Origin of the sequence: Pseudomonas sp. 18058, assembly GCF_902706155.1 — a bacterium.
Classification (GTDB): domain Bacteria; phylum Pseudomonadota; class Gammaproteobacteria; order Pseudomonadales; family Pseudomonadaceae; genus Aquipseudomonas; species Aquipseudomonas rustica.
The window spans coordinates 1-12,890 of the sequence record NZ_CACSJY010000040.1 but is presented as its reverse complement, the minus strand read 5'-3'; the positions used below and the strand labels follow the sequence as shown (position 1 = coordinate 12,890).

Below are 12,890 nucleotides of genomic sequence, written 5' to 3'. Positions count from 1 at the left end.
ATCGAATCGCACCACCTACTAGGTTTGCTTGTGTGCAGCACGATCTGATTATGAAGCTCAGCGGAAACAGAGAGCTCTTGTACCTTTTTCAGGTCGACTGGAAGAATAGGCACTTCGGCTTTGTTATCGTCTGATAGATCCGTGTAACGCCAAGCAAGCTCGCGACCAGACAATGGTTTGGACAATGGCCGGTCACCGAATAGGCTCGCTCTCTCAAAACAGCGACGAAACAAATTCCGCAATCGGCTGCGGCAACAGGTCTTGAGGGTGATCCCCACCTAACGTAGCCAGTCCGCTGCTACCTTTGATGATCCCAGAGCTTATGACGGCGCCCGTTTGAACCTGGATGACTTCGACCTTGATTTCCACTTTATCTGAAATCATCGACCATTCTGTGGCTCGATCTTCCCAATGCAGGATGGTCGGGAAGATCAAAATATCTTGCTCTGCCCCCTGAGCCTGGTTGATAGCATCCTGATAGTTTTCGGCCAAACCACCGATGCGCACCAGGTGAGACTTGGCACTGGCGGCGTTGTAGATGATCTTCGCGGTGTTACGACCAGAACCGCTGTAGACGTTATCACCGTATTCACCATCTGCGGGCGTCGTGATGAAGATCCGGTCACTGGTTGTAATACGAGCTGAGCCATTTTGTTGTGGTGACCAACGATGTGAGTCCGCGCAACCTGCGAGCACCGTCACTAAAGCGAGAATCATGGGAACGCGCATCAACACTTCCTTGTAAGGGCCGGAATGGCCTGAACGAAATATAACAAACCCACCGTTTCCCAGTGAATAAACGTACGCGGGCTAACGCATTCATACGTTCTGGAAACATCATTGATCAGATGGGGGGCCCGCGTCTTTCAAGCCTGGATAATCATCGAGCGCAATCCCCGCATCACCATCATTAGTCTGGGTGGGCCCGGGCCTATGAATCACCCCGGCCTCAGCATCTGCACGCATTTGTTCGAGTTCTTTGACGAACGCTTTGTCTTGAACAGTGGGCTTACTGGTGTACCGCTTACGCTCAGGTTCGGGCTGCGCGGCATACGTCGTGACCGCATCAGGATTGGCCTGCAGCTTTTCTTTTACTTGAGATTCCAGCAGCGCGCGAAGCGCATCTTTATCTGGGCGCGTTAACACCTTATTACTCCATTACCAAAAATTGGCCCTTAATAATGAGCTGGGGCCATGGGTAACTAGCGATTGGCGAGGTTCAGAGGTGTCGTGCGCCTCATAACACTGCCTGGATCGGTACTGCAGATCAGACCGACTGGAACACTGTCACAGACTCCCGTTCTGAAAGGACGCTTCGTAGGCGCTCCACATTAAGCCATTGGCACACGTTTTCAGCTTCTACTCGGGTCTGATAGGTAATCTTGAGCCGTAGCGTCTCCTCATTATCGAAGAGGTTGAAACCTATCGGTGCAGTTTGGCAGTAGAAGCGCGTTCCGTTACGGACAGACCCCATCTCTTCCGGGATTGCAGGCACTACAACGAATTTCGACATCATTTTCACGTCCTCTGAGTGCCATCTCCACTATTAACGGCCAGAAGCCACCACGGCAAGAACTCCAGACCAGTTTCTGATGAAAACCATCGATCAAAGGAAAGGCAGTTGGAGTGTAACAAACGTGGGTGATCTCCTATGTCCTCGTACCCGGGGGGTGGCGCGAGCTAGCTCCCAGGTAATGTTCTGCTTTCACCCCCCTATCTGTCCCATAGGTAGCTCGTGAAATGTGGTCATAAATTGTCTCAGCTCAATTCGAGTTGGGTGTTGGAATCGATGCGTGTTATCGGTATCTCTTAACGACAATTATCGCCAGGGACGCATCATGCAGCCAAGATTTAAGCTTATCGAGACGACCAGAATGAACGTCGGCAGTAAACGATACAGGGTCGTCGATTAAGTAGAGGGCGGCTCAGCCAGCAAGCATGGGGTGTTCGAGGATAGACCGGAGGCAGATGCGCTTTGCAGCACGTTGAATGACGAGCGTTCGAAGGCGCCTGCCGGCAGTTCTTGAATGTGAACTGCTATCTGGCCCCCCTCTCCCCGCTCACTACGCCCCTATCCAATTGAAATCCTAGATATTTTTTAAGAAAGTGCCAGATAATCTCTATATACCAGCGTGGTACATAGACTTTATATGGAAGGCATCCTTCCAGAGCCTGGCGCTCCTGGCACCCGATGAGCAGCAAACCCTGCGCTTTCGCAATCCACCCCAGCACAAAGACAGTCAAAGCGGCCTTTTTTATGAAGTTGTCCCGTCCTGAATAAGGTTCACACATTCAGACTCACGCCGGCCTTCCCCGCCAAATGCAGGCGATATAATATCACCACCCAAAAAACCGGCATGGACAGCAAGACTGATGAGCGAAGGTTACGAAATTGATTTCTTACCAGTGGGCAAAGGGAAACACAGCGGAGACGCGCTGGCACTGCGATGGCTAATGAATGGGCGTTACTACGTCATGGTCTACGATGGCGGAGATCAGGACGCGGGCCGCAGCCTTGTTCGACATATCAAAGAGTTTTACGAAACCGATACGGTTGATTTCGTCGTCAACTCACACCCCGACAATGACCATGCCAGTGGCCTTTCCGTCGTCCTCGAAGAGCTCAACGTTAAAGAACTCTGGATGCATAGGCCTTGGCAATACTCGTCCGAAATCCTTCATTACTTTAAAGATGGCCGAATCACCGATGCCAGCCTGGAGCGTCGCCTCAAGGAAAAAATGAGTGCGGCCTACCGGCTAGAGCAACTGGCTATCGAGAAAGGCATCACAATAAATGAGCCGTTTCAGGGCGAGCAGATTGGGCCCTTTACCGTGATGTCACCCGAAAGGGATTGGTATGTCCATGACTTGGTGCCGAAATTTACCAAGACCCCGGAACTGGCGCCGATTGACCTCCTGATGGATGGGGTGGCTGCGGCAATGGAGTCTGTGAACGAAATGGCGGCGTATGCTGCCGATAAAAATATGATCGACTCATGGGACATCGAGTTTCTTCGGGAAAACGTTAAGACGTCGGCTGAGAACGATAGCTCGTGCGTGCTGTTCGGGAGAATCGCCAATCGCGGCATCCTGCTGACGGGGGACGCAGGCGTTCAGGCCTTGCAGCAATGCCTTGACTACGCTCCGTTCGCCGGCGCGACATTCCCTGCCGATCTCAACTTCATCCAAATCCCTCACCATGGCGGCCGCCACAACGTCTCGACGAAAGTGCTGGACGAGCTTCTGGGAACGAAAAAGAGTCATGATGATGGGCAAACCCCATTCATGGCGTTTGTTTCAGCATCTAAACTTGCCCCCACTCATCCGAAGAAAATGGTGACCAATGCCTTTATTAAAAGAGGGGCGAAAGTGTATGCCACCAAGGGACAGTCGATTCGTCATGCGCGAGGCATGCCAAAGAGAAATTGGAGTGCCCTCACCCCGATCGATTTCTCGGAACTGATCGAGAAGTGGTGATACCGCGCCGAACACCTGACACGTTCTCGTGCCTCTCTGCGTCAACGCCAGCGCAAGCGAGGTTCGAGGAAGTGTAAAGGTTGACTACGGCACAGGTGACTGGGCAACAACACGCATTAAGCCCCTCAGAGCGCAGCAACATCTGCATCAAATATCGATGTCCGCGCCAAAAGACATCACTGACTGCCACTTAATGGACGACGATGGTGCTCCTACTTATTGTTGCTTATTTACTGATGCTTCTGTTTTTTGCCACGTATTCCATTGGAAGCATGGCACTGGGTTGGCTACCACAACCGTATGAGGTGATCAGAATCCCTCTGATGTGCGGCGCAATCGCCTGTGTCGGTGGATGTGTTTACTGTTTACGCGCCATCTACCTGAACAAAAGCGTCCGCAAAACCTGGGATCCCGCGTGGCACACTTGGTATTTCCTTCGCCCCATCACCAGTTTGGCTTCAGGCGCAATCAGCTATTTGTTCCTGAAGGCAGGCCTGCTTGTCTTGGAGTCGAAGACAAGCACGGATTCCAGCGATTACGGTTTCTTTGCATTGGCCTTTATCGCGGGTTTCAACGTCGATAAATTTCTTGCCAAGATTGAAGACGTCGCGAGAGCAGTCTGGGGTATAGAAAAAACAAGAGCCTCAAGCTCCACCGCTGTTGAGAACCCTGATCAGAAAGCTGATCTAAACGCTGATCAGAAAAAATGACGGCACCCTTGCTACGCCCTCACAACGCCCAACGATGCTGATGAGCCCTAAATGAACGGCGGTGCTTAGGCCTCCCTAAAACACCGCGCGCTCCCAGCATCAAGACCTGTTATTCGCCAGCCCCCTCCAGGGACTTTGATGCTGATTTTCGCGATCGTGGGGTCGGCAGCGATGGGAGGCACTCAAACAAGCGCTCTGCATAAGCAATCCCCATGCGTTTGACCGCAGCGGAGTCAAAGTAGAACAGCCAGGCCATGAGCAGAGCGCTTGAAATCAGCAGCGTCAAACCAGCGGCGAGTCCCGGGTCAGCAAAGTGGATAAGATCAACCTCGGGAGGCTTGACCCGAAGCACCCCGGCTATCAGACACCCATAGACCAGGCCAGAAAGGCAAGAAAGGATGCCTACAACCTTCATCGCCACCATGTTTCGATGAAATCCGTAGGCTATATTTTCCTTCAAAAGAAGCTTCTTGTTGGTTCGAGTCAGTTCCCGAAGCCGCTTAGTTGCCCCGACGTAGATGTCATCGGCCTTTTCCGGATCCGCTGCCTCCTCCTCAGCCGTTGGCATCGCTATACCCAGCTTCAAAGTAATAGCGTCGTGGTACCGCTTCTTACTGATGCTGTCCAAAATCTTTTTTTCTCGGTGACGCAATGCCAAGGTAGTCGGCATGCCGCCCCACCGTGCCACCAATTTCTCTTCGAGCTTCTTACCCCTGCCTCGCGCAACACTCGCCAGCGCATAGATCGCACCACAGCCGCCGAGCAATCCGATAACACTGGTCAGCACGGGGTGTTTGGCACCATAGACGCACAATAATGGGACAAGGAGTGGTAAAGAGACCAACAGCCCAGGAATCACCCTCGCCTTGCGTTCGTAGGGATCCTTTACCAGCTCGAATATCGCAATCATGAACACAGCCTATGTTTTTAAGCCATCAATGTATGGCTGAATGTCAGCCCGGTTTTTTAGAAAAATATGTTGTATGACGGGATCATCAGATTGCTCGTTCATTAGGCCAAGTCTTTTAAGCGTATAAAGTAAAAACGCTTGGCGACAAGGGAGCTCTGCCTCTCCCCGGATCATTCCATAATCCAGCTCAATTACTCTTTTCTTTGAAAGCTCTAACTTAGGATTGGCAGCAAGTACTAAGGTTACCCAAGTATGCCAGTGTGCATCGTCACTCGCATCAACGTATTCCGGCGCAAAACCTTCTAAATTCAGTATTCTCGCCAAAACAAAGTCATTGAAACTTTTGCGCCGGTGACAATAAGCCCTTACATGCCAACGAAACCCATCGAACCCTAACGAATGCGGCGACAACAGTCTTGCAGACTCGTCGAGAGAAGACATCGATTGATAGTTAACGAATATGGACAGCTTTTCCCGAATCGCTTTAACTACAGCAGCTACTATCGTCTCGTTCAAATTTCTACCAGGTGTCGGCACCAGGACTGTTTCAGGGACAACGCCAATGAAACTACTTGAACCATCGAGTACACCGGTTTTGGTTGCGAGCAGCTCTGCTAAATAATGATGCGCGGATGTTTGCGGAAAAACCGAACGAAAGCTTGAGGTCGCCACATAGGTTTTCGAACTGCGATCATATTCGAGGTTAGCCGGTGCGAGCTCGGTGTATTTGGATATATCAAGAGAAGCTTGTGGTATAGAAACACCAAAATGATCTGTTAAGTCCGCTCGATTGATGCGCCCTTCCCAACGCAAACGAAAATCGATGAACTGAAGCCGTCGTTCAGCGCCCCAACTCCTACCTTTCGACTCTGAAGAAGTCGATGCTCCCACTGATGAATCTTGCATAATCACGCCCACAGATCAAAACGGATATAAAAACTATTCGTATAGAAGGTATACGCGTTTCCCGTCAAACCGTCCAGCATGCCTTACTGGAGCGATGCAAAAACCACCGACACTAAGACACCCACCATCACTAAAGATAGGAATCATCACCACAAAGGCAAAAACCCACCACCAGAAAGCTACCCCGCCCCCTCCATGGGAAGCGCGCGAACGAGCTCATTACGCGTATAAAAAATATTCGTATAAAAACTAGACGCGCATAATTTCTATGCGTATCGTCTGTCCGTAACCAAAATTTCAGGCATCGATTTTAGGCCGGCGGTTTCAGGCCTCATCCGTGCACCGATTTCAAGCAACGTTATGGGGAACAGAATGTCAGCGAAAATTACGTTTTTCCCGGTGGACAATGGCGATATGACGCTCGTACGACTGGCTGATACCCGGGTGACGACGCTGTTGATCGACACGAACATTCGTGTCGCCGCCGATGACAAGGCAGACGCCACCCCCGACGTTGCGTTGGAATTGAGGAAACGCCTGCAATACGACGAGAAAGGCCGCCCGTTCGTTGATGCCTTCCTGCTGAGCCATCCGGACAAAGATCACTGCACGGGGCTGGCGAAGCATTTTTGGTTGGGCGCACTTGAAGACTACCCCGACGACGATCTGGACAAACATGACAAGCGGATCGTCATTCGTGAGCTGTGGTCTTCTCCGATGGTGTTCAGACGTCGGTCGAAAAACCATACGCTTTGCGCAGATGCCGTTGCCTTCAATAAAGAAGTACACCGCAGAATCAACCTGTGGCGCACCTTCCGCTCGGCCGGTAATGGTGATCGCATCAAAATCATGGGCGAGGACGAGAACGGCAAGACCGATGACATCCTGGCGATCGTTATCAAAACGGGGCAGAAATTCAGCGAGATCAATGGCGAATACTCCTCCCTCTTTTCGGCGCACCTGCTGGCACCGGCACCTCGACAAGAAGATGAGCTGGAAGAATTGCTGTCCAAAAACCACTCCAGCGTCATCATGAATATTGAGCTTCTGGCATCGATCTTTTCGTCTAAGCGCGTCCGGTTTCTCACGGGAGGTGATGCTGAAGTCGCTATTTGGAAACGCCTCTGGGAAAAATATCAGTACACCCCAGACGTCCTTGAATACGATTTGCTTCAAACACCTCATCACTGCTCCTGGCATTCCCTGTCATTCGACAGTTGGTCGACATATGGGGAAGAGGTTGAGGTTTGCCAGGAAGCGCGCAACGCGCTGGGCCAAGCTCGACCTGGCGCAACGATCGTGGCCAGCAGCAAGAAGATTCTGGACAACGAGGACAACCCTCCGTGCATCCGTGCCAAGCGAGAGTACCTCTCTATTCTGAAACCCGTGGATGGCATCTTCCATTGCGTAGGTGATGGCAAACGTCCGGAGACAATTGAGTTCGAGGTGTCTTCGACTGGCGTATCGAAGATTCCTGCTGGTCTCGCAGTCGGCGCAAGTGCAGCGGCGGCCGCAGCCCCCAGAGCGGGTCGCAAATGAACGAGTTGCCCGTGAGCGAGTACTACGATTGGGGCACGCCATTTGACGATGAAAAACGCTCGCTTCATGAGGCGACGGTCAGTCTGATCAAGGCTTGCGAAGAGCATCCGTCCATTGATGTTTTCGGCGTGCGGTTCGTCAATGAAGGCTTAGGCCCCATGGATGCCATTATCATCGAAGCCGGCGATGGAACGTTTGAAACAGACAACCCAGGCGGTATTCACCGACGTGAAGTGTTGGCCATTACGGTGAATCCGCTCACCACTATTCCCATAGTGGTACGCACCCTGCGCAGAAGCTTTCCCGGTCTTTCACATCAGTATGGGACGCCGCCAAATTCTCCCCGCGCTCTTTGCCTGTACAACATCGTGTGGAGCGCTGTTGAACGCAACTGGACGCCGGAGCGATTTCTAGAGCGGATGTTCTGGTGGTTACGCGAGTCGGCGCACCTGCGGCTGCATCGCACTGACCAACCCTTGGAACAACTGTTTTACAGCAGTCGCTATCAGCTGATTTTGCCTTCTGATTACATTAAGCAAGCTGAGGATGCCGACAAAAAACTCGTCATTGAAGACGTCCCAGGCGCGCCGGGACGACAACACACGCTGAAGGGGAAATTCATTACGCGTGATCAACATGCTGGGCCGGCAGCGTTGGCCTTACATGCACTGAATCTCGCCGTCGCGGGGGTCAGCTCCTCCCAAGTTGAAGCAGCCCCAAATACACTCGGTGAGCTGCACGATCGCTTGGTCAGTAGGAGTAGCAATTTAAAAGACCCGCTGTATTCGACTGTATTTGAAGCAGTCACCAATGAAGGACTTCCACCGGACTCCCCAAGCGTGTCCAAAGCAATGTTCGTCATTGTCTGGGTTCCTCGCTTAGGTGCAGATGGCATCGAGCGCCATGATGTCCTCGGTTACACGATCCCATGCTCGTTGCTGGAATTGGGCAGAGCATTCGATATGCTGCAATTCGACTCGGAAAAAACTCGTTGGTATCGGACAGCGTTGATAGGAGTAGATGCGCCATCTTGCGATGACAGTCAATGGCGCGACCTCGAAGTGCTGCCCATGCAAGTCCGATTGGCGATCGGCGCTGAAGGCGGCCGTCAGATGTCTGCCATTGAGTCTGACGCTGCTGATTTTGACGCGGTGCTTGCAGGAGTAGGCTCTCTTGGCAGTGCCCTTGCCGACACATGGTTACGTGAAGGATGGGGACGCTGGACGTACATTGACCCTGATCAACTCCTGCCACACAACCTGGCTCGCCATGTAGGATTCGACTACGAACTGGGCTACGCGAAAGTCGATGTCCTGAGGAGCCGAGCTCGTAACATCTATCCGAGTGAGCCGCGTCCTGAAGCTATTGCTGAAAGTGTCACGAACCCATCCAAAGTCGTACTTGAGACGTTGAAAGGTGCGAGCCTGCTCGTCGATGTCACGACCACATTCGATGCTCCCCGAGACCTGTCTCAGCGCGACGATGCCCCTCGCACCGTGAGCCTGTTCATCACACCCTCAGGACTTGGCAGTGTCATGCTTCTGGAGGACACCGCGCGGACGCTGCGGTCGCTTGCATTGGAGGCTCAGTACTATCGTGCGATCTTGAGTAATTCCTGGGGTGAAAAGCATCTCGACGGCCATTTGGGTGACCTGTGGGTGGGAGGGGGTTGTCGCGATATTTCGTTGAGAATGCCGTTTGAACGCATTCATCTGCATGGCGCCATTCTTTCAAAACAGCTGCGTAAAAGCGTGGCGGGAGATAGCGCTCGGATTTGCATATGGACAGTGGATGACGATTCTGATGCCGTCGTTGCTTCTGAGATTGTGCCCTATCCGGTGCACTCAGAAACTTGTGATGGCTGGACAATCACCTATGACGAAGCGCTGGTAGAAAAAATCCAGCACACTCGTCTGTCGGCTCTGCCCAATGAAACAGGCGGAGTCTTGCTCGGTGTGACTGACCTCAAAACGAAGACCATTGTACTCGTGGACACGCTCCCACCACCCCCTGATAGCGAGGGAAGCCCCAAGCACTTCATTCGAGGTAGAGAGGGCCAGGAGGAAGCGCTAGCACAGGTGCACAGACGTACCGCCCGAGTGGTGGACTATGTCGGAGACTGGCACTCTCATCCCGATGGGTACCCTGCAACGCCGAGTGGTGATGATCGAAAGCTGCTGTCATCGCTATCAGAGCTGATGTCTATCGAAGGATTGCCCGCACTGATGGTGATTGCGGGGGAGCACGAGATTACGTTCCATGTCCAATGATGATTAGGGTTTTGCGCGACTAAAAGCAATCAAGGGAAGAGAAAGTTTCTTCCCTTGCCGAATCGTGAGTCATTGCGCCATCATTCAATCAGCGACTGCTTTGCACAGCCGCTTTTCGCTAAAAATCCAACCTATTCATTCGAGTAAAAACTTTGCGCTCGCATTGAAGGCCGCCACTTGCTTCACGTCCCACTGGTCGAAGAAAACACGCTTCGAACAGTCGACGCCCTCCCCCCCAACATTGGCATGTCGTTTCCCGGAGTATCTGAGGTGGTAGGCGCATCCTACGATTTCAATGTAGGAGCCATTTTCACTGTGAATTCGAAAATCACCCGCGACCCGAAGTATTTCCTCAGGTTTGCTTTTTGGCAGAACGAAAACGACTCGAAAAGTCGATCCATCCTTATATCCGCTCACCTTCCCGGAACTCCATTTATAGCCTGGCAACTGGAAGGAGCCTGCTATCTGACTGCTAGTGGACTGCTGAATATTCATGGTTCCGGACTGTCCACCTAGGTCGACATTCCATTCCCCAGACAAGTCCACGCGGTTGGTATCACTTTTGTTGAAGTGGGGAAACGTCATAACCAATGCAGGCTTTACGGTAATTTGCCGAATATTGGAGGTAGCCTCAACCTCGCCAGCACGGTAATGCGCAACTAAATCTATCGGATTATCGGCAAGCTTTAACGCCTTAAGCTTGATCGCTTGGGACACCAACGCAGAGCCTTCAATTACTCCAACCGAAAAGGTTGAGGATGGCATGATCTTGATGTAGTTCTTATCTGCGCGAATTTCCATAATCCCTGCGGGAAGAGACTTGGCAGAGCCTACGGAATCCACCCGAATATCGACAGAAAATTCCTCTCCAACAAACACGCTATCCGGCGTAATGATTTCCACTTCAGCCTTTGGTTTTTTCCAATACGTGGAGATTTTTCCAATGGCCTCGTCGGCGCTAGAAATGGTGGTGATCAACGCTGGCACACCAACAACCAACACCGTCCAAACGATCCTTGCCTTTATCGACAGCCGCTTCCAAAAATTTGATAACCACTGCATCTTACTTTTTCCCAGCAAGCTGAGAGTCGAGTCTCATAGCATTAGGAAAGTATGAGCGGCCGGTGTCGCCAAACCTCAGCTTTAGTGATGGGATAAAAATTTGAGCACCCGCACCACCATCCATCGCAAGCGCTCGCAAGATTTGAATGCCGCGCTCATCTGCTATTTTTTTGTAAATTTCAGCAAAATCAACCAGCGTTGCCGTTTGGCCAAACGTATGAAATGCACCAACCAATAAAATATCGCTCTCGCGGGTGAAGCCGATAGCCACGCGATTGAATTCCGCATCCCGTTGGTTTTTTCTGACATCCACTTTGCCGCTATTGATAATGATGGGCTTGGACTGAAGAGCATCTGACCACGCACCTCCATTGGATCTGTTTGCAGCAGGGATAATCTTGGCCAATCCCTTTTTATCGGACACGACCACCCCCCCATGACTCCAGGGAATCATGTTCACCAAGCGTTTCCCGTCAGACCTTACAAGGCCAAGCGGTTGCTCCTTACCGTTTGACCTGAATCCAAAAAAACCACCACTGGCAATTACCAAGGTATTTTTTTGCACGAGGGGACTGTACAGCGCCTCCGCCGTGTTCTTCTTTTCTATTTTATGGATCGAAAGATTGGCGGCACCATAAGGCAGATAAACGGCGACGACTTGATACTCACCAAATTGGTGAACAGTGACTTCCCCGCCTTTTGCCAACGGCCATTTGGAGACTTCATGTTCCGCATCGAAAAGCGAGACGACGTTTGCACCAAACGCTGGAAAAACACTGAATATCGATAGTAGGCAAAGCAGTGCTGCAAACGTCCTTTCCATACAACCTAAGCTTCCTGATTTTTCAGATCAACCACGCAAAACGACGTGTCAATTATTGTTGTGAGTATTTTTGGGGTACTGCATTTCTTGAGTCGTTCGCCTATCGCAGCTGTCCTCGCTGATGGCTGAAATGCATGTCCATCGAGGTCACGTCGCTCTGGGATGCAGCACTGCAATCGAAGAATTTTCGAGGGCGCCATTCTGCGGTAACAATGAACGCAAAGCTAGGGAAACGGGGCTATTGTTCCGTGTTCGCAGGCTCCAGATTTCACATTGGATGCTGTCAATAAAGGGCCGTTGGTTTTCACTGAAAGACCCGGAGCACCGTCCCAGATTTTTACCTACCCACCTTTCGCTAATCTAGCCAGATCGCCTGAGGAAATCTGCGAGCGAACTCAGTGCCAACGCCTCTTTTGAAGCAGCCCCCAGAGCATCTGAGTCGCAGCCCCACCGATACTGGATGCGTGCATCCGCGTTCGTGCATTAAAACCAGGTGCGCGCCTGTAACTGTCCATCGCAAGACTGACCGCGCTGATAAAGCTTGCCCGGTCGTGAGACGATTGTGCGATCTCCCAAATTGAAAACTCCAGGTCATTCATCGAGCATGCCGAACGACGGTGGATGCACGAAGGCGTTGGGTGATCTGAAAAGGAGGGTAAATTGAACGCTACAGAACAAACCCTTCAGCTCCCTGAGCCAATAGCTCCTCTACTAGGCGGGTACCTGGAACGGTGCAAACCATCGCCATGGGGCTTTTGCCCGAAAATCGTTGCTTGGATGAGAAGAGCCAACGTTTGGCCTTCTCATCGCACGCAAAGATCGACTCAGCGATTGCAAAGATATGAGCCGTACGGAAAAGGTATTCGCTCTCGTCCACCGTTAAGCGCCCACCTCGCGCCAATGCCGCATCAAGGTTTCCTAGCAGCGCGATCTGCTCTCGCTCTGCTTGGCTGAGGGCACCGGCGGCACATAAGACATCGAGGGTATCAACTGTAAAACCCGCCCCGATCAGTTGGTCTATGTCTTGTTGAGACGCGTCGGTGGGAATATTGAGAAGCGCCTGCAGTGTTGCCGCTGACCGAAAACTGACCCAGTAAAGGCTGTTCTGCCGACTGAAAACTGACCCAGGTGTTCAACTGCTTCTGCTCACTTTTCGAGCAGGAGAATACAGGGTGATCAGCATGGAAATGTTG

The 12,890-nt window shown here is 51.8% G+C and carries 12 protein-coding genes; 4 read left to right on the top strand and 8 right to left on the bottom strand.

Annotated elements, in window-relative coordinates; genetic code table 11:
• Positions 1-213 precede the first annotated feature (213 nt).
• Both GVL50_RS20060 and GVL50_RS20055 read right to left on the bottom strand, forming a co-directional pair.
• Positions 214-729, bottom strand: a complete 516-nt coding sequence (locus tag GVL50_RS20060; RefSeq protein ID WP_159814866.1) for a DUF4823 domain-containing protein — start codon at positions 727-729, stop codon at positions 214-216.
• 108 nt (positions 730-837) lie between these two features.
• Positions 838-1,146, bottom strand: coding sequence for a hypothetical protein (locus GVL50_RS20055; RefSeq protein WP_256671897.1), 309 nt, complete (start codon positions 1,144-1,146; stop codon positions 838-840).
• A 1,227-nt stretch (positions 1,147-2,373) separates the two neighbouring features.
• Between GVL50_RS20055 and GVL50_RS20050 the strand changes: the two genes are divergently transcribed.
• Together GVL50_RS20050 and GVL50_RS20045 are read left to right on the top strand one after the other, a co-directional pair.
• Positions 2,374-3,477, top strand: a complete 1,104-nt coding sequence (locus GVL50_RS20050; RefSeq protein ID WP_159814865.1) for a ComEC/Rec2 family competence protein — start codon at positions 2,374-2,376, stop codon at positions 3,475-3,477.
• A gap of 203 nt (positions 3,478-3,680) precedes the next feature.
• Positions 3,681-4,187 (top strand): hypothetical protein, encoded by a 507-nt coding sequence (locus GVL50_RS20045; protein WP_159814864.1) that lies wholly within the window; start codon positions 3,681-3,683, stop codon positions 4,185-4,187.
• Between the two features lie 109 nt (positions 4,188-4,296).
• Here the strand turns inward: GVL50_RS20045 and GVL50_RS20040 are convergent, their stop codons facing one another.
• Both GVL50_RS20040 and GVL50_RS20035 read right to left on the bottom strand, forming a co-directional pair.
• Complete coding sequence (locus tag GVL50_RS20040) at positions 4,297-5,097, bottom strand: hypothetical protein (RefSeq protein ID WP_159814863.1); 801 nt, start codon at positions 5,095-5,097, stop codon at positions 4,297-4,299.
• Between the two features lie 9 nt (positions 5,098-5,106).
• Positions 5,107-6,003, bottom strand: coding sequence for a WYL domain-containing protein (locus GVL50_RS20035; RefSeq protein WP_159814893.1), 897 nt, complete (start codon positions 6,001-6,003; stop codon positions 5,107-5,109).
• Positions 6,004-6,375: 372 nt separating this feature from the next.
• Here GVL50_RS20035 and GVL50_RS20030 point away from each other — a divergent pair, with 372 nt between their 5' ends.
• On the top strand, positions 6,376-7,542 hold the full coding sequence (locus GVL50_RS20030) for a metallohydrolase (protein WP_159814862.1): 1,167 nt from the start codon (positions 6,376-6,378) through the stop codon (positions 7,540-7,542).
• Between the two features lie 11 nt (positions 7,543-7,553).
• Positions 7,554-9,812, top strand: a complete 2,259-nt coding sequence (locus GVL50_RS20025; RefSeq protein ID WP_256671896.1) for a Mov34/MPN/PAD-1 family protein — start codon at positions 7,554-7,556, stop codon at positions 9,810-9,812.
• 135 nt (positions 9,813-9,947) lie between these two features.
• On the opposite strand, the gene GVL50_RS20020 is transcribed toward GVL50_RS20025, so the two are convergent.
• The 4 genes from GVL50_RS20020 to GVL50_RS28835 all read right to left on the bottom strand — a co-directional run.
• Positions 9,948-10,874 (bottom strand): hypothetical protein, encoded by a 927-nt coding sequence (locus GVL50_RS20020; RefSeq protein ID WP_159814860.1) that lies wholly within the window; start codon positions 10,872-10,874, stop codon positions 9,948-9,950.
• A gap of 1 nt (position 10,875) precedes the next feature.
• Positions 10,876-11,697: a phosphodiester glycosidase family protein gene (locus GVL50_RS20015; RefSeq protein WP_159814859.1), complete on the bottom strand. Its 822-nt coding sequence runs from the start codon at positions 11,695-11,697 to the stop codon at positions 10,876-10,878.
• 667 nt (positions 11,698-12,364) lie between these two features.
• Entirely contained in the window at positions 12,365-12,574 is a 210-nt protein-coding gene (locus GVL50_RS29100; RefSeq protein WP_256671894.1) for an MbcA/ParS/Xre antitoxin family protein, read from the bottom strand.
• A 109-nt stretch (positions 12,575-12,683) separates the two neighbouring features.
• The coding region (locus GVL50_RS28835; protein ID WP_218586046.1) for a hypothetical protein at positions 12,684-12,890 on the bottom strand (207 nt) is incomplete at its 5' end.